Raw genomic sequence first — 21,279 nt, forward strand, 5'->3', positions numbered from 1 at the left:
GGGCAGTCGGTCACGAGGCGGTTCGGCCACCGCGCGACCCATGCCCTCAGGGTGGTGGGACGTCTCCCTGTTCGCGGGCCGCAGGCAGCTCCGCCACGACGCGGAGACCGCCGGCCGGGCGCGCGACGATGGTCAGCGTTCCGCCGTGCGCGCGCACGATGCCCTGGACGATCGCCAGGCCGAGACCCACGCCCGCGTGGTCGGAGCGAATGCGCTCGGTGCCGCGCCGGAACGGCTCGGAGAGCGTCGAGACCAGCTCCGGATCGATCTCCTCGCCGGTGTTCTCCACGGTGAGCACCGCCGTCCCGGAGCGGGCGCCGGTGGTGATCCGCACCGTGCCCCGCTCGGGGAGGTTGTGGACCACGGCGTTGTGCAGGAGGTTCGTCGCCATCTGCAGCAGGAGCGACGGTGATCCGACCGTGGGGGCGGCATCCGCGGAGGTCTCGATCGTGACGCCGTGCTTGTCCGCGAGCGGCAGGAGCGTCTCGGTGGCTTCCTCGGCCACGAGCGAGAGGTCGACGCGTTCCCGGGGGAAGGATCCCCCCTCGGTGCGGCTGAGCAGCAGGAGTGCGTCCGTGAGGTCGATCGCCCGGGCGTTGACGTCGTGGAGGCGGTCGACGAGCTCGGCCGGGTCGCGGTCCGGGTCCTTGCGGGCCACCTCCAGCAGGGTCTGCGTGATGGCCAGCGGGGTGCGCAGCTCGTGAGAGGCGTTGGCCGCGAACCTCTGCTGTTCGGCGACGTGCGCCTCGAGCCGCGCGAGCATCCCGTCGAAGGCGTCGGCGAGCTCCCGGAACTCGTCCTGACGGCCCGGCAGCCGGATGCGGTGGGAGAGCGACCCGGTCGCCGCCATGCGGGTGGCCTCCGTGATGCGGCGCAGCGGGGCGAGCATCCGGCCGGCGAGGAACCACCCTCCCGCGAGACCCAGCACGAGCAGGAACGCCAGCGCAGCGGCCGCGCGCGGGACGAAAGCGCGCACGAGGTCCGACCGGTTCGGGACGAAGAGCCCCGGTTGGCGTCCCGGCCGGCCGGAGGTGACGAGCACGCCGTCGGGCACGTAGCGCAGCAGGAACACCCACACGACCGCCAGGAGCAGCGCCCCCGCGAGCACGAGGAAGCCGGCATAGCTGAGAGTGAGCTTGAGGCGGGCACTCGGACCGGGGGCCCTAGCCATGGTCCCCTCCCCCGGGTGCCGTGCCCGGTGCTGTGTCGATCCGGTACCCGACGCCCGGAACGGTGGCGATGAGCCACGGTTCGCCGAGGCGCTTGCGCAACGCCGAGACGGTGATCCGGACAGCGTTGGTGAAGGGGTCCGCGTTCTCGTCCCACGCGCGCTCCAGCAGCTCCTCGGCGCTGACGACGCCCCCTTCGGCGGCGACGAGGACCTCGAGCACGGCGAACTGCTTCCTGGTCAGCGCGACGTACCGGCCGTCCCGGTAGACCTCGCGCCGGAACGGGTCCAGCCGCAGACCCGCGATCTCCCGCACGGGCGGCCGGTTGTGCGCTCGCCGGCGGTCGAGCGCTCGGAGCCGCAGGACCAGCTCCTTGAGCTGGAACGGCTTGGTGAGGTAGTCGTCGGCGCCGAGCTCGAACCCGGACGCCTTGTCGTCGAGCCGGTCGGCAGCGGTGAGCATCAGGATCGGCATGCCGCTGCCCGACGCGACGATGTGCGCGGCGATCTCGTCACCGGACGGCCCGGGGATGTCGCGGTCGAGGACCGCGATGTCGTAGGCGTTCACGCCCAGCAGTTCGAGCGCGGTCTCGCCGTCCCCGGCGACGTCGGACGCGATCGCTTCCAGACGCAGCCCATCGCGGATGGCTCCTGCCAGCAACGGTTCGTCCTCGACGATCAGCACGCGCACGCTGCCGAGGCTAGAGAACGAGCACGTATCGCCGGCATATCGAGAAACGCGTACGTGGTGGCAACGGAACCCTGCCTTGACTGCAGGCATGTCCCACAGCGACCACGCACGAACGAGAGCCGGCCGGGCCCGATCGACCATCGCAGTCGTCCTGGTACTGCCCATCGCCGCGATCGTCGGAGGGATCCTCGGGTACCAGGGGGTGGCAGCCCCGTCCTCGTCGGCAGCACCCGTCGTCCGGACGGACGGGGAGGAGCGAGCAGTCCCCGACGACGACGTCCGGAGCGGTTCGCCGTCCCCCGACCTGCGTCACAACCCGGATGCGCCCGACCGTCCCCGGCCGCTCGGCGTGGCGGTCGACGACGGCGTCGTGCCCGACGGTGTGACGGTCTTCGACGGCGAGTTCCCGGCCGTGGCCAACCTCGATGCCGATCTCCTCGGCGCCCTCCGCAGGGCAGCGGCGGCTGCCGCGGGTGACGGGGTCGGGTTCACCGTCACCAGCGGCTGGCGTTCCCCTGCGTACCAGGAGCAGCTGCTCCGCGAGGCCGTCACCGAGTACGGCTCGGAGGAGGAGGCTGCCCGATGGGTGGCCACGGCGGAGACCTCCGCCCACGTGTCCGGGGACGCGGTCGACGTCGGCCCCTCCGAGGCACGGGCGTGGCTGGCCGAGCACGGGGCGCGGTACGGGCTGTGCCAGACCTACCGCAACGAGCCCTGGCACTACGAGCTGCGCCCCCGGGCCGTCGACGACGGCTGCCCCAGGCCGTACGCCGACCCCACCCACGATCCGCGGATGCAGCAGTGACCGGGGCTCCGCCCGGCTCGGTGACGAGCGCCGACGTCGAGCCGCGGTCGCCGCGCCGGCGGGAAGTCGTCCCTGCCGCTGGTGCTGTCGGCAGCTGCGCCCAACTGCGTTGTTGCGGCCGCTCGCGCGCGAGAGGATGGCCGGGTGAACACGCGGTCCACCTCATCCCGAGCCCTTGCCGCCCTGGTCGGCGGGGCGGCAACCGCCCTGTACTACGCCACGCCGGACTTCATCCCCTCGCGCACGACCCGCGGCTGGGCGAAGGCCGGGCTCACGGCCGTCGCCTTCGCGGCGTCGGTCCCCGACCTGCGGGCGACGCGGCGCACCGCCCCCGCTGGGCAGGAGCCCGACGGCGCGGTCGCCCCGGCGCAGGCACTCCGTTCGCAGCCCGCCCGCAGCAAGGCCGTCATCGCCGGGTCCGTGGCGGCCGCACTCGCCGCGGGGGTCGGCGCGCAGCTGACCGCGGAGCGGTGGATCTTCCGCCGCGGCGAGGCACGGGCGGCGGCCGGGAAGCGACTGCCGCACACCGGCCCGGCCGTGGTGTACGGGGCGCTGTCGAGCGTGCTCTGGTTGTTCCCGTCGCCACCGGACACGCCCTGACGGACGAGCCGTCGTCGACGGGACGACCCCGCGAGCGACGCGCTGCCGGCCCGGGATCCACCCTCACGTGGAACGGACGTACGGCGCCACCGCTCCGGCCGGTCGCAGGGCCTGCGCGCGGTCGGCGAGCAGCTGACGGACCTCCTCGACGGTCCCCACCTCGAGGCACTCCTTCGCCAGCTCGTCGCACGCGCGCAGGGCCAGTGCCCGCACCGCCGCCTTCACGCGCGGCACGGCGGCGCCCGCGACGCTGAGTTCCGTCACACCCAGGCCGAGCAGCAGGGGGACGGCCAGCGGATCAGCTGCCATCTCGCCGCACACAGCGACGGGAGCCCGACCGGCCGCCCGGCTGCCCACCTCGCCGATGAGGCGCAGAACGGCCGGGTGGAGCGGATCGGCCAGCGGCGCCACGGCCGGGTTCCCGCGTTCGACGGCGAGCGCGTACTGCGTGAGGTCGTTCGTCCCGATGCTGACGAAGTCCAGGTACGGCAGGAACGCCTCGACGGTCAGCGCCGCCGCCGGCACCTCCACCATGATCCCGATCCGCAGGGAGCTCGGCAGCCCCTCCGGGCCGGCCGCCCGGTCGAGCAGCTGCCGTGCCGCTATCAGCTCGTCGACGGCCGTCACCATGGGGAACAGGACGTTGACCGGCGCATGGCGCGCGACCTCGCAGATCGCGGTCAACTGCTCGACGAGCAGCTCCGGCCGCGCGAGCGAGAGGCGCAGGCCCCGCAGGCCGAGATAGGGGTTCGCCTCGGAGGGCTGCCGGAGGTAGCGCAGCGGCTTGTCGCCGCCGACGTCGAGGGTCCGGATCGTGATGGGATGGCCGTCGAACGCCTCCGCCATCGCGCGGTACTCCCGCTCCTGCTCCGCCACGGACGGCGGGCGGTCCCGATCGACGAAGACCAGCTCGGTCCGGACCAGGCCGGCGCCGTCGGCTCCGGTCGCCGCCGCGGCACGGGCGTCGGCGACGGACGCGAGGTTGGCCGCCACCTCCACCCGGACCCCGTCCGCGGTGATCGCCGGACGGGTCGCCTCGGCCGCCGAACGCTCCGCCTGCTCGGCGAGATGGGCCGCCTCGCGCCGGTACTCCTCGAGGGCCTCGGGGGCCGGATCCACGACCACCCGCCCGGCCGCACCGTCGACGACGACCACCGTGCCCTCGGCCACGTCGAGGACCGCCCGCCCGGCGGCGACGACCGCGGGGATGCCCAACGAGCGCAGCAGGATGCTCGCGTGCGAGGTGGCGCTCCCACCGGCGAGGACGACGCCGCGCACGGTGCGCGGGTCGAGCGCCGCCGCCTGCGCCGGGGTCAGGTCCCGGTCGAGCAGGACGCCGTCCACCGCGACCGGCACCGCCGCGGTGGCACCGCCCAGCGTGCGCAGCACCTGCTCCCCCACCGCCCGGACGTCCGCTGCGCGACCACGCAGGTAGGGGTCGGGCAGCGCGAGCCAGCTCCGCTCCACCGTCTCGACCGCCGCCTCCCAGGCGGCCGGCGCGGAGGTGCCGGCGTCGATCCGCGACCGCGCCTCCCCCAGCAGCTCCGCGTCGTCGAGCAGCAGCAGGTGGGCCTCGAAGATCCCGGCCGCCGCCGCTCCGGCGCCCTGCAGCGCGCCGTCGCGGAGCCGCTCGACCTCCCGGCGGACGTCGGCCACGGCCTCGGTCAGCCGTCGCCACTCGGCGGCGGGGGGACCGGCTGGTCGGTCGGTGGGCGGCGGCGACCACGTGGGCAGCCGGCGGGCGGGGCCGATCCCGATCCCCGGGCCCGCGGGCAACGGTGTTCCCGGCGCGGGCGGCGCGTCACCGGACGGGGCGGCCTCGCCTGCGTCGTCCACCTCGTCGAAGCGGCGTGCGGCCAGCGCCAGCAGGCGGTCCACCGCGGCGCGCGCCTGCCGTCCGGTCGCCGCCACCTCGACGACGTGCCCCTGGAGCGCACCCAGCGTCGCCACGCGGCTGAGGCTGGCCGCCGGGACCACCGCTCCGCCCGCCGTGAGGTTGCGCAGCGTCACCGCGGCGTCCAGCCGGCGCACCTCCGCGACCAGCCGGGCCGCGGGCCGGGCGTGGAGCCCGTGAAGGTTCTCGACGGTGAAGGTGGCGGTGACACCGGTCCCGTCCTCCCCGCAGGCCGGGCCTCCGGGTTCGTCGTCGGCACCCAGGTGCCCGGTCTTCGCCAGGAGCGCCGCCCGGGCCTCGGCGGCGACCTCCTGCCGGGATGCGCCACCGGCAGCCGCGACCGCCGCGACCACGAGCCCCTCGACCAGCGGTGCCGGGCAGAGCGTCACGCGGTCCCGGACGACGTCGTCGTCCAGCAGCTCCAGCGCCATCTCCGCGCTGAGCACCGCGCTGCCGAGGTCCATGAGGACCACCACGCCGGCGTCGCCGTCGACGCGCTGGATGGCTGCGGCGATCTGGACGGCGTCCGTGCCGAAGGTCGTGTCGCCGAGCCCGGCCGCGACCGCGATGCGGGGCTCGGCGCCGTGCACCATCTCCGTCGCCAGCGCGACGGCGGCCGTGGCCAGGGCCCGGCTGTGCGAGACGACCACGATCCCGACGCCCTGCGCTCCCCCACCGCTGGACGCCGTCATCCGGAGGGCGTCCCGTCGGCCGGCCCGGCCGCCACCGGATTCTGGACGCCACCCAGGGCCGTCGCCGCCGCGGCGACGAGCAGCGCCGCACTGGTCGCGCCGGGGTCCTGGTGCCCGGCGCTCCGCTCGCCGAGATAGCTGGCCCGGCCCTTGCGGGCCGGCATCGGGATCGTCGCGTCCCGCCCCACGGCCGCAGCCGCCGACGCCCGCTGCAACGCGGTGCCCCACGGCTGGCCGTCGGCCAGCGCCGCCTCCAGTGCGTCGACCGCCGGGGCCAGGGCGTCGAACATGGTCTTGTCCTGCGCCTCCGCCTTGCCACGGGCCACCACCCCCTCGAGCCCCGCGCGCAGCCCGGCGGCGAAACCGTCGGGGTCCACCGGTTCGGCGTCGCCGACGGCTCCGCCGAACCGGAGGAAGAAGGTTCCGTAGAGCGGGCCGCTCGCCCCGCCGACGGTCGACACCAGCGTCATGCCGACCTTCATGAACAGGGCGCCCGGCGTGGTGGCCGCGCCCTCGTCGAGCGCAGTCACCACCGCGGTCATCCCGCGGTGCATGTTGGCGCCGTGGTCGGCGTCGCCGATCGCCGCGTCGAGCTCCGTGAGCAGGTCCTTGTTCTCGTCGACGAGCCGGGCGAAGGCCCGGACCCAGTCCGCCAGGTCGCCCGTCGTCATGCCGTCAGCCATCGGTCAGACCCCCCACCGCAGCGCCGGCGTCCGCACGGGCGCGTCCCACAGCGAGAGCAGGTCGTCGTCGACGCGCAGCAACGTGACCGACGTGCCGGCCATGTCGAGGGAGGTGATGAAGTTGCCGACCAGCGAGCGGGCGATCTGCACGCCGCGCCCGGAGAGGATCCGGTTCACCTCGTTGACCATGACGTAGAGCTCGATCAGCGGCGTCCCACCGAGGCCGTTGACGAAGCAGAGGACGCCGTCGCCGGAGCGGAACGGCAGGTCGTCGAGGACCGGCTCGACCAGCATGGCGGCGATCTCCCGTGCCGACGCCAGCGGGATGCGCTCGCGGCCCGGCTCGCCGTGGATGCCCACGCCGAGCTCCATCTCGTCGGGCCCCAGGTCGAACGACGGGTGCCCGACCGCCGGCAACGTGCAGCTGGTGAGCGCGAGGCCCATGCTGCGGCCGTTGGCGTTCACCGTCCGGGCCACGTCGGCGACCTCGTCCAGCGAGCGGCCCTGCTCGGCGGCGGCACCCGCGATCTTCTCCAGCAGGACGGTGACGCCGACCCCCCGCCGCCCCGCCGTCCACGTGCTGTCCTGGACGGCGACGTCGTCGTCGGTGACCACCGGGACCACCCGCGCCCCGGTCTCGGCCTCGGCCAGCTCCGCGGCCATCTCGAAGTTCATGACGTCGCCGGTGTAGTTCTTGACGACGTGCAGGACTCCTGCGCCGCCGTCGACCAGCTTCGTGGCCGCGAGCACCTGGTCGGGCACCGGAGACGTGAAGATCTCGCCGGCGCAGGCGGCGTCGAGCATGCCCAGCCCCACGAATCCGCCGTGCAGCGGCTCGTGGCCGGAGCCGCCGCCGGAGACGATGCCGACCTTGCCCGGCTTCGGCAGGTCGCCGCGGTGGATCACCTTGTTCGCGTGGTCGACCCGCAGGTCGGGGTGTGCGGCCTCGAAGCCCCGCAGGGCTTCCGAGACGACGTCCGCTGGGTCGTTGACGAGCTTCTTCATGACCTCGGTTCTCCTGGTGGCGTAGGGATCAGGAGGCCGTCGCGGGTGCGCGGGCCTCGTCGGGGGCGCCCACGTCGACGCCGGGCACGGCGGCGCGCCACGGCGGGCGTCCGCGCGATGACGGTGCAGGCGAGTGCGGGGCCCACCACGCCGTCGACCGTCGCCGCCGTGCGGTGGTCCACACGGACCACGGTGGCCTCGCCGGAGAACCCGACGACCGGACGCCGGGGCAGGGCCGTCTCGTCGAGCACGGGGCCTCCGCTTCACCGAAGACCATTCGACATCGTCGAATGTGTGACGTAGATTACTAGAGCGCGCCGGTGCTCGACAAGGCACGGCCGCGCACCGGGACGAGCGGGAGGGGCGGGCCGGTGATTCAGTCCGTCGACCGGGCGGTCCGGGTGCTGACGGCCCTGCAGGGCTCCCGCCGGATGGCCCTGTCCGAGCTGGCCGCCAGGCTCGAGCTGCCCCCGTCGACCGTGCACGGGCTGGTGCGCACCCTCGTCTCCCACGGGCTGGTGGTGCAGGAACGCGGGTCGGGCCGCTACCAGCTGGGCCCCGCCGTCCTGCGCCTGGGCAACGTCTACCTCGACACCATCGAGCTGCGCTCCCGCGCGATCCCGTGGGCCGAGGAGGTGGCCCGCCGGACCGGGTTCGCGGTGCGGACCGCCGTCCTGCTGCTCGACGACGTCGTGATCATTCACCACGAGCCGCGCCCCGACGGCAGCCGGCAGATGCCGGAGGTGGGGATCGTAATCCCCGCCCACGCCTGCGCCCTGGGCAAGGCGATCCTCGCCTTCTCCGGAGCGGCCGGACGGGGTGTGCTCCAGGAGCCGCTGAAGAGCATGACGGGCGAGACCCTCACCTCCGTGACGGAGCTCCGGGCCGAGCTGGAGGAGGCGCGCTCCACCGCTGTCGCCCTGGAGCAGGAGGAGGCTCTCCTCGGCGAGTGCGGGCTCGCCGCGCCGGTCTTCGATGCGCACGCCGATGTCGCCGGCGCCATCGGCGTCGTCGTCCCGTCGGCCGCCTGGCCGGTGGACGACTCCGTCCTAGGGGCGGTCCGGGAGGCGGCGCGGGCCGTCTCCCGGGAACTCGGCGCGCCGGGGTGGCCCGTGCACGGCGTCTAACTCCTCACCGGTCCACCGGGCGCCTCACGAACGTGAGGTCAGGCCCTGCCGCAGCTCGCCCAGCGCCTGCGCGAGGCTGACGCGGGGCTGCCAGCCCCACCCGCGCGCGCGGTCGGTGCGCAGCCGGCCGGTCCAGACCGGCTCGTCGGTCCACTCGGGCTCGACGCCCAGCGCATCGGTCACCGTGCCGAGGTAATCCCGCCAGGTCGCGGACTCGCCCGCGACGATGACCGGGGTCGTACCGCCGGCGACCGGGCCCCGTTCCGCGTCGTCGGCGGTCGCGACGGCGCCCGTGGCGACGTCCGCGATCAGGGCCGCCAGGTCCTCGACGTGCACCCAGGCCCAGGTCTGCGCCGGGTTCGCCCGGCGGCTCCCGTCGCGGATCGCCCGCGGCCGCAGCGTGTTCCACACCGACGTCTCGCCGGCCCCCAGGATGGCCGGCGGGCGGACCAGCACGGTGGTGAGCCCGCTGATCTGCGCAAGCGCGGCGTCGGCGGCGTTCTTGGTGTCGGGGTAGTCGCCGCTCCCCTCGGGCAGGAGGGCGCCGTCCTCGGCCACGTCCCCGACGCCGGCCGAGCGGTCGTAGACCCCGGCCGTGGACACGTGGACGAGCCGGGCGACGCCGGCATCGCGGGCGGCCCGGGCGAAGGCCGACGTGCCCTCGACGCCCACCCGGTGCTGCACCTCCCGGGGCGAACCCATCGGGTGGACGGTCGTGACGACCGCGTCGACGCCCCGGGTCACCGTGCCGGCGAAGCCCTCGTCGGCGAAGTCACCGACGTGCTCGACGACCCCGTCGAGCGCGGGCGCACTGCCGGCGCGCCGGACGACGGCGCGCACCTGCGCCGAGCGCTCGAGCAGCGCGCGGCACACCGCGGTGCCCACCAACCCGTTCGCACCGGTCACCACGACGGCGGGAGAGGTATCGGCCATGCCGTCCACCCTGCCAGCGACCCGACTTCGGCGCCTGCCGCGCGGGGCGGGGGGTGTCGGCAGCCGGCCGACGGGTAACGGGGGTCGATGCCCCCCTCCCCCTCGTCGCCCTCCGCTGCCGACGGGACCAGCGACCTGGCGGCGGTGCTCGCCGAGGTCGCGGACCGATCCCAGCATCGCGCCGAGGAGGGCGAGGTCAAGGAGCAGCCCGAGGAGCTGACCTCGGCCGAGCCCGCCCGCTTCGCCCTGGCGCTCGCCGAGCTCGACGGGACCGAGCACGTCACCGGGGACGCCGACGTCGGCTTCGCGGTCCAGAGCGTCGTGAAGGTCTTCGCGCTCACGGCTGCCCTGCAGCGGGTGGGTGAGGAGCTGTTCGAGCGGCTGGGCCGCGAGCCGTCCGGGGACCCGTTCAACTCGCTGATCCAGCTCGAGCACGAGAAGGGCGTGCCGCGGAACCCGTTCATCAACGCCGGGGCCCTCGTGGTGAGCGACGTGCTGATCGACGTGGCGGACGATCCCGTCGGCTCGGTGGCCGGCCTCCTGGGCGAGCTGGTCGGCGACGAGCTGGTGGTCGACGAGACCGCACTCGACGCCGAGCGGGAGGGCAGCCACCTCAACCGCGCCATCGCCCACCTCATGCGGTCGTTCGGGAACCTGCACCACGAGGTCGACGAGGTCATCGAGCTCTACGCCCGCCTGTGCTCCCTCACGGTCACCACGCGGACGCTGGCCCGAGCCGCTCGTTTCCTGGCCAACGAGACGGCGTCGAGCCACGCACGGGAGCCACGGTGCTCTCCGAGCCCCTCGCGCGCCGGGTCAACGCGCTGATGCTGACGTGCGGCACGTACGACGCGGCCGGCCAGTTCGCCTACGACCTGGGATTCCCGTGCAAGAGCGGCGTCGCCGGCGCGGTCATGGGCGACGTGCCGGGCCGGTTCGGTGTGTGCGCGTGGTCGCCGCCGCTGGACGAGAAGGGCAACTCACGAGCGGGACGGGCCGCCCTGCACCTGCTGTCGGAACGGCTCGACCTGTCCCTGTTGTGACCTGCCCCGGCCGCACCGGTACGGGGTGGGCGACCCTCCGCTCCGGCCAGGCGGACCCGGCCGTCCGGACGAGGTCCCGGCGCGATGGGCCGGCACCCGCATCCGGCCACGGCGCTCCGGCTCGGGGTCGCGGTGCCCGGAAGGGCTCCACCGACGGAGTGGCGGCGGCCCCGGGCCGCCGCGTGGCGGTCGGGTCCGAGGGAGCTGTCCCGGACCCGACCGCCGTGCGGGTCAGCGGCTGCCGCCCCCGATCATGGGGTCGTCGTCGGAATCCCTGGTTCCCCGCTCCACGCCCTCGGTGGAGGTGCCAGCGGTGAAGCCGGCGGGGTCGGACTCGTCCACGACGACCTCGTCGCGCACCGCCTCCCTCGGCGGCTGCGGAACGACCGCGACGTCCTCCTGCGGGGGCTGTGCCTTCTCCTGGCCGCCGCCCTGACTGCTCCCGGACGCGGCGGCGGCAGCACCCGCGGCCGCCACGCCGGCCACCGCGGCCGCCCCCGCGGCGACGGCCTTGCCGGACACCCCCGCCTTCCCGCTGTCGCCGCGGGAGGTGAAGGCCGCGTTCACCCCGGGGGTGCCGACGTCCTCTCCGGGGTTGATCGTGCCGCGCCATCCGCCGGTGGCGTAGCCCTCGCTCTCCACGAGGGACTTGAAGCGCTGGAGGTCGGACTCCACCTGCCGCTCCACGACGCCGAGCTTGTCGCCGACCTTCTCCACGAGCCCTTCGGGCTCGTACTCCAGCGACAGGTGGACGAGGGTGGACCCTGCGCCGACCGGCTCGAACCGCACGGCGCCGGCGTTCGTCGCGCCCTCCTGCGCGGCCCAGGCGATCTTCTGGTCCGGCACCTGCTCGATGATGACTGCTTCCCACTCGCGCCGGACGCCCGCGATCTCCGCCACCCAGTGCAGGCGCTTGTCGCCGTGCTGGTGCACCTCCTTGACCCCGCCCATGAAGTACGGGAAGTCCTCGAACTGGGTCCACTGGTTGTAGGCCGTGGACACCGGTACGTCGACCTGGATCGACTTCTCGGCCTTGGTGGTCATCGCTGACTCCTTGTCACTGGTCGTCCGCTGTCGCAACTGCGCCCCTCGGCTACCCCCGCCACGGACGGTCGATGCAGCGCCTCGCGGTCCGCGTCGACGTGCCATGGGTGCCTCGCGCCGGACCGGGCGGCCGAGCCGGCCCGGGAACCACCGGCCGGGTGGAGGACGTTGTCCCTGGCGCCCCCACCGCCTGAGACGAGGAGCTCGATGACCACCCCGCTGCCGACCGGCACCGCCGGCGCCCTGGACGTGCGGGCCGACGAGGAGCTGTCCTTCCTGCTCTCGCTGGACCCCGCGGTGGTCGCCGTCCTCGGTGGCGTGCTCCTCGTGCTCCTGCTGGTCGCCGCTCTCGCCGGATGGCTGGTGCTCAGGCGCTTCCGGCGCAGCCCGCTCGCGGCCCGTGGCCGGGAGCTCGCCGCCCGCGGCCGGGTGCTCGGTGTGCAGGGGGCCACCGCCGTCGCCGCGCGCCGTCTGCCGCCGGGCCAGCGGCGCTCGGCCGCGGAGCTCCAGCTCGACGTCGCCCGCGCCCGGGACGGGCTGCGCCGCCAGGTCGTCGCGGCCCAGGCCGCCGGTGCGCATCTCGGCGACGTCCCCGAGCTGCTGCCGTCGCTGGAGGCCGAGGGCAGCCGCCTCGAGCAGCGCCTGCGGCAACGGGCGCTGTTCCCGAACCCGACGGAGCAGGCCGACCCGGAGCCGGAGGCCCGGGCGTACCTCGAGATGGTCGCCGACGTCTGCGACGCGGTGCGGCAGGCGGAGGACGTCGCGTCGGCGGCCGGGAGGCCGGCCACCGACGTCGCCGACGCGGTCGCGGCGCTCCGCGCGCACACCACCGCCTACCAGGAGCTCACCGCCCAGCCGGTGGCGCCGCCGCTGCCCCGGGTCCCGTCCCCGTCGCCGGAACCCCCGGTCCGGGAGCCCACGCAGCGGTAAACGGATGGGCCCGGGGTACGTGCCCGGCGGCAGCGCGACCTGGACGGATCAGGGCACCGGGATGCCGCGACGCCACCGGGTGGACCATCGCCATGACGCGCGTCACACTCCTGTCGTCGAGGCGTCCACCGAACAGGAGCACCGGGCCATGCGCCGCTGCTTGATCGTCGCCAACCAGACCCTCTCCGCCGACGCGCTCCGGCGGGCCGTCCAGGACCGGATCACCGCCGAACCGCACGCGTTCCACCTCGTCGCGCCCGCCACCCCGGCAGAGGACGAGGTGGAAGGCCCCAGCGCCTACGCCGGCCTGGGGCCCTCCGTGACCGACCGCGCGTACGCGCTCGCCCGCCAGCGCCTCGACCGGGCGCTGGAGGACCTCCGTGCCCTGGGCGCCCAGGTCGACGGCGAGGTCGGCGACCCCGACGCGCTCCAGGCCGTGCGGGCCACCCTCGGCCACTTCCCGGCGGACGAGATCGTCGTCTCCACGCTGCCGCACACGCTCTCCCACTGGCTCCGCCGTGATCTACCGGCGCGGCTGCGCAAGAGCTGCGGCGTCCCGGTCACCCACCTCAGCGCCGACGCCGCCACGAGTACGAGCGCGTGAGGGCGCACGGCAGGCGGGTCGCAGTCGTCGCCTGAGCCGCCCGATCGAGGCGGAGGTGAAGGCGACACCCCCAAGGCCACCGGACGGCCGCTCCAGATCGAGGGGCTGACCGCGCAGCAGATCATCGACTCCGCCGCTCCGGAGGAGCGCCCGATCCTGGAGGCGTCCCTGGCGCACTGGGCCACGCTGGTCGGCGATCCCGAGAACTCCACCGACGACGTCCTCGCGGTCACCGGTCGCCCGGCCCTGAGTTTCGCGCAGTGGGCCGAGGAGCACGCCGCGCAGTTCGGCCTGGTCAGGGCGTAGCTCCGGCGTCACCCCTCGGGACCGCCCTCGCACGGGAGGAGGCGGCCCCGGACGTCCGGGACCGCCTCCTCGGGAGGGCGCGCTGCGCCCTCGGTCAGCGGGTCGAGCAGGTGAGGTAGGCGAAGCCCTCCCGCGCCGCCTCGAAGGGGTCGAACGTGGGGTCGCCGAAGCGCGGGTCGTGCTCGACGACGAAGTACCGGGTGCTGCCGCCGGCCACCCGGAAGATCGGCGCGAAGTCGATGTCCCCGCGTCCGACGATTTCGATCCGCCGGTCGAGCTCCTCGTTCAGGTCCTTGACGTGGAACAGCCGGACCCGGTTGCCGTACTCCTCGATGATCTCGATCGGATCGGCGCCGGCGAAGACCGCCCAGTACAGGTCGAGCTGCGACACGACGTGCCGCCGCTCGGTGTGCTCCATGAGGATGTCGAAGGCGCTGCGGTCGCCGAAGGTGGTCTCGAACTCCCAGTTGTGGTTGTGGACCATGAGCCACTGCCCGGCCTGGCGGGCCTGCGCACCGACCGCGTCCAGGTACTCGGCGTAGGCGATCCACTCGGCCTCGGTCGTGAGCTGCGGGGTGCCACCGGAGCCGAAGTAGCGGACGCCCAGGACCCGGTTCTCCTCGAGGATCTGCGCGATGTCCGCCGGCTCGGCGTGCGTGCCGACGCCGACGTGCCGCCCGGAGGCCTTGAGCCGGTACTCCCGGAGCAAGTCGGCGTACTGCTCCGCGGTCATCCCGCTCAGGGTGAACGGCTCGACGTTGCGGTAGCCCATCTCGCTGAGCCGGCGGAGGACCTCCTCGTGACGGGCCTGCGTGGCGGCGTCGGTGCCGAAGCCGATGTACTCGGCGAACGTCCACAGCTGGACGGAGACCTTGCTCGCCGGCACGGGCCGCTCGGCGCAGTCGGAGGTCCCGGACGCCCCGGGTGCGGGCGGTGCCGCACTCGCCGTGCCGACGAGTCCCAGGAACAGCAGTGCGGACAGCGCAGCGAACAGCGCGGCCCGCAGCGTGTGGCGCAGTCTCTTCATCACCTTCACGGATTCCCCTCGAGTGGCTGTGACGGCGCGCGTCACCGAGCGCAGGGAGCGCCCGTTCGGCGTGCCGTTCGTGACGAGATCTCAGGGGGGCCACGCCGGACGACGACCCCTGAGGCCCCGGGTGTGTGCTGCGTCACGAAGCTAGCAAGGCTTCTGCTCTGCCGGTAGCAGAAGTTCGTCAACGACGGGCGCATGTGCTCGCCCGGGCATCTACGGGGAGATGGCGTCGGGTCCGCCCGACGTTCCCCGCCCGCGCGAGCCGGGAACAGTGGCCCCGACCGGGACGACTGCGGCCCGGTGCAGCAGCGAGGGGAGACGCGTGTCAGTGGGCAAGCGCTTCGAGGAGCTCGCCTGGAGCCCCACGCCGATCGGCGAGCTCAGCCTCCGCCGGCGCCGGGACCCGGTGACCGGGGCCGACGTGTTCGAGGTCAAGCTGGGCGACGAATTCCTGATGTCCTCCCTGTTCACGGTCGCCGAGGTGGAGGTCGCCCGGCTGGCCCTGGCGCGATCGGACGGCGACAGGCTGGACGTGGCGGTCGGGGGCCTGGGGCTCGGCTACACCGCCCAGGCGGTGCTCGCCGACCCCCGGGTCGCCGAGCTCGTGGTGGTCGATCTGCTGGAGCCGGTCATCGAGTGGCACGAGCAGGGGCTGCTGCCGCTCGGGCGCGCCGTCGCCGCGGACCCGCGGTGCCGACTGGTGCACGGCGACTTCTTCGCGATGGTCGCGGGAGACGGGTTGGACCCGGCGGCCCCCGGCCGGGTCTTCGACGCCGTCGTCGTGGACATCGACCACTCCCCCGGGCACCTGCTGGACGAGGGCAACGCACCCTTCTACCGCCCCTCGGGCATGCCACGGCTGGCCGCCCTCCTCCGGCCCGGCGGCGTCTTCTCGCTGTGGTCGAACGAGCCACCCGACGAGGAGTACCTGGCCGCGCTGTCGGCGGTCTTCGTCGACGTCGACGCGCAGGTGGTGAACTTTCCCAACCCGCTGCAGGACCGCCCCGCCGCCAACACGGTCTACCTGGCCACCGCCCGGGGGTGAGCCCGGCCGCATCGTCCGCTCCCCCCGTCGCGGCATCGCCACGGCCGGTCGCTCGCAACCGGGCCGACCGGCGGACGTGCCGGCAGCTCTCGTCCTGCTGGTCCCACCGGCCTCGCCGGCGCGGTCACACCGCGGGTGAGGCCGCGCAGCGAGCCGGCGGGCGGGGCCGCTGCCTCGCCAGCAGGCGTAGCGGAAAGGCCGCCTCAGAGACGGACGACGGTCCAGCCGAACTCCGCGATCGCGGCGCGCGCCCGGACCGGACCCAGGTCCGTGGCGCTCAACCTCGTGCCGGTGTCCAACTGCGGATGGGTGGCGGTGATCACACGGTCCTCCTCGTCGAGCAGGGCGGTGGCCTCCGCCTCCACGAGCAGGCCCTCGGCGGCGTCGACGAACCGGCGGACGTCGAGGTCCGCGGCGACGACGCCGAGGACCTCCCCCGATGCGGTCAGCGGTGCGGCTGCGGTCATCGTGACGTCGTCGGTACCCCAGCTGTCGACGTAGGGGGACAGCAGCGTGGGCGCCCCACTGGCGCACGGCACGCGGAACCAGCGGGCCTGCGAGACGTCGTAGAAGGAGTCGGACCTCGGGTTGAGCACGTGCTGCTTGGCGCGGATCTCGCCGTCCCGTATGACCCACCACGCCATGGAGGGCACCTCCCCCGCCGAGGCGGTCGCCGGTGGCCGCAGCGCCATGCCGGCGCCCGTGACCAGCGACCGGCTGCGCAGCATCACGCTCACGTCGGGCTCGAGCACCTCCCAGGCCCGCGACTCGTCGAAGACCGGGTGCCGGCCGAGGTCCAGTCGCCGGGTGGCCGCCTCGCCGAGTCCGGCGAGGTCGGTGAACACCGGTGCGGTCAGCGCGACGACGCCGGTGGCCGCGTCCCGCAGTGCCTCCTCGGGCGCTCCCGGGGCCGCGCCGGTCATCGCTCCGCCCACCCTCGGGTGCGCAGCTGCGCCACGCGGGCTGCCACGTGGTCGACCGCCCGGACGACGCACTCGCGGGCGACCTCGGGCTCGGCGTCCCGGACGGCTCGGACGGTGGCCTCGAACAACTGCGACACGGTCGACCTCACCTCGGTATCCATGTACGCCAGGGTCAGCAGCGGCGCGTACTCCACCTGCAGGCTGATCATGCTCGTGCTCAGGCGGACCGACTGCGCCGCGGCGGCCAGCTCGATCAGGAAGCGGCTGTCCGCCCGCCGTGCCTCCACCTCCTCGCCGGCGGTCAGCAGACGTCGGCTGCCCCGCTCGAGCAGCGCGACGTTCTCGCCGGAGGCGCGGCGGGCGGCCAGGGTCGCCGACTCCGCCGCGATAGCGCGGCGCCAGTCGGCGAGGTCGCGCAGGTCCAGGCGGGACAGCTCGCGGGCCTGGTCCGCGGCTGCGCGGATCTGGTCCGGTCGCCCGGCGGTGACCACGGTTCCGCCCCCACGGCCGCGGCGGGTGGCCACCAGCCCCTGCTCGCGGAGCTGGGTGAGCGCTTCGCGCAGGGTCACCGGGGAGATGTTGAACTGCGCGGCCAGGTCCGCCTCGGCCGGCAGCTGCTCGCCCTCGCCGAGCACCCCGAGGGTGATGGCGGTGCGCAGCCGGACGGCGACGACGTCGGCCCGGCCCTGGTCGGCGAGGGGCGCGAAGAGCACGCGTCGCGTCAGGGTCGAGAGCAGGTCGGTGCGCACCTCACCCCCCATCCCGTGGCGCGTCGGTCGACGGCGCGTCGGCCACCCTAGTGAGCGCACGGGGGCGGCCGGGCCGGAACGGGCCCGGAAGGAGGGAACTAGACGGCCTGGAAGACACCGTCGCCCTCCCGGACCCGGCCGGACCTGAGCAGCCGGTCGAGGTGCAGTTCCGCCGTCCGGCGCTCGACTGCCGCCACGAAGGGCAGGCGGACGTGCGGCCGGTACACCAAGCGCCGGGCGACGACGTCCGCCACGGTCAGGGGCTCGGACAGCATCGCGAGCAGCGTCTCCTCCCGGCGGCGGATGACCGAGGCGAAGGCATCCAGCCGGGCCAGGAACGCCGCCCGACCCTCGAGGACCCCCTGCTGGTGCCCGGTGCCGTACCAGCGGGCCTCCACGTCCCGAAGCCGCGCCAGCGAGGCCTCGTACGCGTCGAGGTCGCTACCGAGGTCGCCGTAGTAGGGGCCGAACGACGTCAGGTCGATGTCCCCGGTGAAGAGGAAGCCGTCGGGCTCGACGAGGAAGCCGCAGTGTCCCGCGGTATGCCCCGGCAGGTGGACGACGGTGAGGGTCCGGCCACCCAGGTCGATGACGTCGCCGTCGGTGACCGGACGGACGTCCGCGTGCCCGGTGAAGGCGAACGTGCCGCTCAGGGTCGCCCGGAACTCCTCCGCCTGGGGGGCCGCCATGCCGAACCCGGCCAGGAGCACCTCGGGGTCGCGGACCGCGGGGGCATCGGCCGGATGCGCCAGCGCGGGTACGTCGGGGAAGACGTGCAGCCCGGAGACGTGGTCCTCGTGCCCGTGGCTGATCGCGACCAGGTCGACCGGACCAGTGGCCGTCCCCCGGCGCGACACCTCGAGAGACGGATCGACCAGGACGGTCACCTCGGATCCTGAGATCAGCAGGGAGTTGCCGCAGGGGTAGCGGCCGCCCTCCGGGGAGCCGAGCACCCTCACGGACCCGTACCTGCGGTCTTCCGCCTCGCGAACGCTCATGCCTGCAGCCAACCCTCTCCCGGCCCCGGCACCCGGCCGGAGACCGTCAGGACACGTTTCGGTAAATGCCGGGCCGACGGCCGTTGACTAAAACCGACAGCGCTATAGGTTTACCGCACCGCACCCCCTCGGCACGGCCGGCCGACGATCCGGCCCGCCGCCCCCCTCGCGTCACCGCGCCGTCCACAGACGACCGGTTGCCGTCGGAGAGCCCGTCGCCCAGCCCTGAGGAGCCCGTCGTGAGTGATGTCCGAGTCGCCGTGGTCGGCGCCGGGGTGTGCGGCCTGGCCGCGGCCACGGAGCTGCAGGACCACGGGGTCCACGACGTCGTCGTCCTCGACGCCAGCCACCCCGGGGACGGGTCCTCCGGGCTGTCCGTCGGCATGGTCGAGACCCAGTACGTGGACACGGCGGACATCGCGGTCCGGGCGCACGGCCGGCGCTTCTACGACCGGATGGAACGCGATCACGGCCTCACCTTCGTCCGCGGCGGTTACCTGCGCACCGCCCGCAGCGACGCCGACATGGCGGCCTACGGGCGGAGCGTGGCGCGGCAGCACGCGGCGGGCGTGCCCGACGCCGCGGTGCTGACGTCGGCCGAGATCGCCCGGCGGTGGCCGCACCTGGTGGTCGACGACCTCGCCGGCGGGCTCTTCGGCCCCTCCGACGGGCACATCGACGGTTACGAGTACTGCACGCTCGCCGCCCGGCTGGTGCGGGAGCGGGGCGGGCGGGTGCTGGTCAACAGCCCGGTGGTCGGCGCGGACCCGCGATCCACCGGCTGGCGGCTGCGCACCCCTCGCGAGACGGTCGAGGCCGACGTGGTGGTCAACGCCGCAGGCCCCTGGGCCGGAGTGGTCGGCGAGCTGCTCGGGGCCCCGGTGCCGCTGGTGCCGCAGCTGCACGGCGCGGTGACCATCGAGCTGGCCGAGCCGATCACCCCTCCGCTGCCGTTCGTCATGGACTACGTGCCCGGCTCCGGCCTGGCGGGCGTGTACTTCCGGTCCGAGCGCCCCGACCAGCTGATCGCCGGCCTGCACGTGGAGGAGGCGATCGCCGAGTCGGTGTCCCCCGACGTGCCGCTGGGCCGGGTGCCGGACTCCTTCGTCGAGGAGCTGATCGAGCGCCTGACCGAGCGCCTCGTCGACACCGACGGCGCGGCGATCGGCCGGAGCTGGACCGGCATCTACCCGATGACCCCGGACCACCGGCCCATCGTCGGGGTGCACCCGGCACGAGCCGACGTCGTCTGCGCCCTCGGTGGTGGAGGCAACGGCATCCAGCTGGCGCCGGCCATCGGCCGGGTGGCCGCCGAGGCGCTCGTGGGCGCGACCTCCCCCACCTTCGCCGAGACCGACCCCGGCTGGGATCCGGCCCGGCTCTCCACCGCGGGCTGCGGCCCTGCCGCACCTCTCGACGGCCCCTGACCTCCCCCTGACCGACGTCCACCGATTGGAGTCCCGGTGACCACCAAGCTCGACTACGCATCTACCGACCTGGGCGACGCCGCGCTCGACGCACGCTTCGACGCCGCTCTAGCCGAGGCCCGGAAGGGCGGCGCCGTCCTCGCGCACGTCATCGGCGGCGCCCCCGACGAGCGCGGGACGACGTTCACCCGCGAGGACCCCTGCGCCCCGGGGACGGTCATATCCACGGCCCGCACCGCCGACGCCGCCGTGGTCGCCAACGCGGTGGCCGCCGCACGCGCCGCGACCCGCGGCTGGCGGACCACCTCCTCGGCCGACCGCATCGCCGCGCTGCGGCAGGCGAAGGCCGGCTTCACCGAGCGCACCGCGGAGATCGCCGGGATCGTCTCGGCCGAGACGGGCAAGACGCGGCTGGAGGCCCTCGCCGAGGCGCAGGAGGCCGTCGACCTCGTCGAGCACTACTGCGCCGAGATGGAGCGCAACGGCGGCTTCGTCACCCCGCTGCGGTCGGCGCCGGGTGAGAACAACACCGACGTCCTGCGCCCCTTCGGTGTCTTCGCCGTCATCGCGCCGTTCAACTTCCCGGTGGCCCTCGCGGTCAACATGGCGGCGGCCGCCCTGGTCACCGGCAACACCGTGGTGGCCAAGCCGTCGGACAAGACGCCGCGCTCCACCGCCCTCGCCTGGGAGATCCTCGGCGCCGCGCTCCCCGCGGGGGTGCTCAACGTGGTCCACGGCGGCGCGGACACCGGCCGGGAGCTGGCCCGGGCCGCTGTCGACGGGATCGCCTTCACCGGGTCGGCGGCGGTCGGCTGGCAGCTGGTCCGCGAACTGGGCGAGGGCGCCTACGCCCGGCCGGTGCTGGCCGAGATGGGTGGCAGCAACCCCGCGATCGTGACCGCCACCGCCGACCTCGACGACGCCGCCGCCGGCATCGCCCGCTCCGCCTTCGGCCTGTCCGGCCAGAAGTGCAGCGCGTGCCGCCGCGTCGTCGTCGACCGCAGCGTCGCCGACGAACTGGTCGAGAAGCTGGCCGCCGCGGCCGAGGCGATCGTCGTCGGGGACCCCGCGGACCCGCGCACCGGCATGGGACCGGTCGCCGACGACGCGGTCGCCCGCCGGATCGACGACGCCCTGACCGCGGCCGCCCGGGACGGCCGGGTCGTCACCGGCGGCAAGGTCGAGGAGCTGGGCGGCAACTTCTACCGCCCGACGGTCGTCACGGACCTGCCACCGGGCCACCCGCTGACCCGCGAGGAGCTGTTCGCGCCGTTCGTCACGGTCACCGCCGTCGACGGGTTCGACGCCGCGATCGCCGAGGCCAACGCCGTCGACTACGGCCTCTCGGCCGGGGTCTTCACCGGCCGGGAGGATGAGAAGGAGCGCTTCCTCGACGAGATCGAGGCCGGCGTCGTCTACGTCAACCGGCGCGCGGGCGCCACCACCGGCGCCTGGCCCGGCATCCAGTCCTTCTGCGGCTGGAAGGCCAGCGGCTCCTCCGGCAAGGGCGGTCTGGGCCCTTGGTACCTGCCCGGCTTCATGCGCGAGCAGAGCCGCACCGTCGTCGGCTGACCCCCGT

At 74.5% G+C, this 21,279-nt stretch carries 21 protein-coding genes; 10 read left to right on the forward strand and 11 right to left on the reverse strand.

What is annotated here, in order from left to right:
- Positions 1-46: 46 nt before the first annotated feature.
- Both ACI8AP_RS03440 and ACI8AP_RS03445 read right to left on the reverse strand, forming a co-directional pair.
- Complete coding sequence (locus ACI8AP_RS03440) at positions 47-1,171, reverse strand: sensor histidine kinase (RefSeq protein ID WP_456587930.1); 1,125 nt, start codon at positions 1,169-1,171, stop codon at positions 47-49.
- Complete coding sequence (locus ACI8AP_RS03445; RefSeq protein WP_456587931.1) at positions 1,164-1,859, reverse strand: response regulator transcription factor; 696 nt, start codon at positions 1,857-1,859, stop codon at positions 1,164-1,166. Before ACI8AP_RS03445 ends, ACI8AP_RS03440 begins: the two co-directional genes overlap by 8 nt.
- Before the next feature lie 88 nt (positions 1,860-1,947).
- Here ACI8AP_RS03445 and ACI8AP_RS03450 point away from each other — a divergent pair, with 88 nt between their 5' ends.
- Entirely contained in the window at positions 1,948-2,664 is a 717-nt protein-coding gene (locus tag ACI8AP_RS03450; protein ID WP_456587932.1) for a M15 family metallopeptidase, read from the forward strand.
- Positions 2,665-2,808: 144 nt separating this feature from the next.
- Positions 2,809-3,264, forward strand: coding sequence for a hypothetical protein (locus tag ACI8AP_RS03455; protein ID WP_456587933.1), 456 nt, complete (start codon positions 2,809-2,811; stop codon positions 3,262-3,264).
- Positions 3,265-3,327: 63 nt separating this feature from the next.
- Here ACI8AP_RS03455 and ptsP read toward each other — a convergent pair whose 3' ends face one another.
- Genes ptsP through dhaK form a run of 3 tightly spaced genes read right to left on the reverse strand, consistent with a single transcriptional unit; the run spans position 3,328 to position 7,538 of the window.
- Positions 3,328-5,850 carry a phosphoenolpyruvate--protein phosphotransferase gene (ptsP, locus tag ACI8AP_RS03460; RefSeq protein WP_456587934.1) on the reverse strand — a complete coding sequence of 841 codons (2,523 nt, stop codon included), beginning with the start codon at positions 5,848-5,850 and terminating at the stop codon, positions 3,328-3,330.
- Positions 5,847-6,533 carry a dihydroxyacetone kinase subunit DhaL gene (dhaL, locus tag ACI8AP_RS03465; protein ID WP_456587935.1) on the reverse strand — a complete coding sequence of 229 codons (687 nt, stop codon included), beginning with the start codon at positions 6,531-6,533 and terminating at the stop codon, positions 5,847-5,849. The genes ptsP and dhaL overlap by 4 nt, the downstream gene beginning before the upstream one ends.
- Before the next feature lie 3 nt (positions 6,534-6,536).
- Entirely contained in the window at positions 6,537-7,538 is a 1,002-nt protein-coding gene (gene dhaK / locus ACI8AP_RS03470; protein WP_456587936.1) for a dihydroxyacetone kinase subunit DhaK, read from the reverse strand.
- Positions 7,539-7,909: 371 nt separating this feature from the next.
- Here dhaK and ACI8AP_RS03475 point away from each other — a divergent pair, with 371 nt between their 5' ends.
- The gene (locus ACI8AP_RS03475) at positions 7,910-8,665 is read left to right on the forward strand and encodes an IclR family transcriptional regulator (protein ID WP_456587937.1); all 756 of its coding nucleotides are present in this window, start codon (positions 7,910-7,912) and stop codon (positions 8,663-8,665) included.
- Positions 8,666-8,689: 24 nt separating this feature from the next.
- Here the strand turns inward: ACI8AP_RS03475 and ACI8AP_RS03480 are convergent, their stop codons facing one another.
- A complete protein-coding gene (locus ACI8AP_RS03480; protein ID WP_456587938.1) occupies positions 8,690-9,598 on the reverse strand; it encodes an NAD-dependent epimerase/dehydratase family protein in 909 nt (302 codons plus the stop codon).
- Between the two features lie 87 nt (positions 9,599-9,685).
- Between ACI8AP_RS03480 and ACI8AP_RS03485 the strand changes: the two genes are divergently transcribed.
- Together ACI8AP_RS03485 and ACI8AP_RS03490 are read left to right on the forward strand one after the other, a co-directional pair.
- Complete coding sequence (locus ACI8AP_RS03485; RefSeq protein ID WP_456587939.1) at positions 9,686-10,426, forward strand: glutaminase; 741 nt, start codon at positions 9,686-9,688, stop codon at positions 10,424-10,426.
- On the forward strand, positions 10,387-10,641 hold the full coding sequence (locus ACI8AP_RS03490) for a glutaminase (RefSeq protein ID WP_456587940.1): 255 nt from the start codon (positions 10,387-10,389) through the stop codon (positions 10,639-10,641). Before ACI8AP_RS03485 ends, ACI8AP_RS03490 begins: the two co-directional genes overlap by 40 nt.
- Positions 10,642-10,872: 231 nt before the next feature.
- Here the strand turns inward: ACI8AP_RS03490 and ACI8AP_RS03495 are convergent, their stop codons facing one another.
- On the reverse strand, positions 10,873-11,685 hold the full coding sequence (locus ACI8AP_RS03495) for an SRPBCC family protein (RefSeq protein WP_456587941.1): 813 nt from the start codon (positions 11,683-11,685) through the stop codon (positions 10,873-10,875).
- Between the two features lie 207 nt (positions 11,686-11,892).
- Here ACI8AP_RS03495 and ACI8AP_RS03500 point away from each other — a divergent pair, with 207 nt between their 5' ends.
- Positions 11,893-12,615, forward strand: coding sequence for a hypothetical protein (locus ACI8AP_RS03500; RefSeq protein WP_456587942.1), 723 nt, complete (start codon positions 11,893-11,895; stop codon positions 12,613-12,615).
- Between the two features lie 148 nt (positions 12,616-12,763).
- Complete coding sequence (locus tag ACI8AP_RS03505; RefSeq protein ID WP_456587943.1) at positions 12,764-13,219, forward strand: hypothetical protein; 456 nt, start codon at positions 12,764-12,766, stop codon at positions 13,217-13,219.
- Between the two features lie 400 nt (positions 13,220-13,619).
- Here the strand turns inward: ACI8AP_RS03505 and ACI8AP_RS03510 are convergent, their stop codons facing one another.
- Positions 13,620-14,552 carry a sugar phosphate isomerase/epimerase family protein gene (locus ACI8AP_RS03510; protein WP_456587944.1) on the reverse strand — a complete coding sequence of 311 codons (933 nt, stop codon included), beginning with the start codon at positions 14,550-14,552 and terminating at the stop codon, positions 13,620-13,622.
- A gap of 328 nt (positions 14,553-14,880) precedes the next feature.
- Between ACI8AP_RS03510 and ACI8AP_RS03515 the strand changes: the two genes are divergently transcribed.
- A complete protein-coding gene (locus tag ACI8AP_RS03515; RefSeq protein ID WP_456587945.1) occupies positions 14,881-15,603 on the forward strand; it encodes a spermidine synthase in 723 nt (240 codons plus the stop codon).
- A gap of 203 nt (positions 15,604-15,806) precedes the next feature.
- Here the strand turns inward: ACI8AP_RS03515 and ACI8AP_RS03520 are convergent, their stop codons facing one another.
- The 3 genes from ACI8AP_RS03520 to ACI8AP_RS03530 form a co-directional block, all read right to left on the reverse strand.
- Complete coding sequence (locus tag ACI8AP_RS03520; RefSeq protein ID WP_456587946.1) at positions 15,807-16,526, reverse strand: cache domain-containing protein; 720 nt, start codon at positions 16,524-16,526, stop codon at positions 15,807-15,809.
- Positions 16,523-17,239 (reverse strand): FadR/GntR family transcriptional regulator, encoded by a 717-nt coding sequence (locus ACI8AP_RS03525; RefSeq protein WP_456587947.1) that lies wholly within the window; start codon positions 17,237-17,239, stop codon positions 16,523-16,525. Before ACI8AP_RS03525 ends, ACI8AP_RS03520 begins: the two co-directional genes overlap by 4 nt.
- A 134-nt stretch (positions 17,240-17,373) precedes the next feature.
- Positions 17,374-18,234: an MBL fold metallo-hydrolase gene (locus ACI8AP_RS03530; RefSeq protein WP_456587948.1), complete on the reverse strand. Its 861-nt coding sequence runs from the start codon at positions 18,232-18,234 to the stop codon at positions 17,374-17,376.
- 278 nt (positions 18,235-18,512) lie between these two features.
- Here ACI8AP_RS03530 and ACI8AP_RS03535 point away from each other — a divergent pair, with 278 nt between their 5' ends.
- Together ACI8AP_RS03535 and ACI8AP_RS03540 are read left to right on the forward strand one after the other, a co-directional pair.
- A complete protein-coding gene (locus ACI8AP_RS03535) occupies positions 18,513-19,700 on the forward strand; it encodes an NAD(P)/FAD-dependent oxidoreductase (protein WP_456587949.1) in 1,188 nt (395 codons plus the stop codon).
- A gap of 36 nt (positions 19,701-19,736) precedes the next feature.
- Positions 19,737-21,272 carry an aldehyde dehydrogenase family protein gene (locus ACI8AP_RS03540; RefSeq protein ID WP_456587950.1) on the forward strand — a complete coding sequence of 512 codons (1,536 nt, stop codon included), beginning with the start codon at positions 19,737-19,739 and terminating at the stop codon, positions 21,270-21,272.
- Positions 21,273-21,279 lie beyond the last annotated feature (7 nt).

The organism is Blastococcus sp. SYSU DS1021 (genome assembly GCF_054050995.1).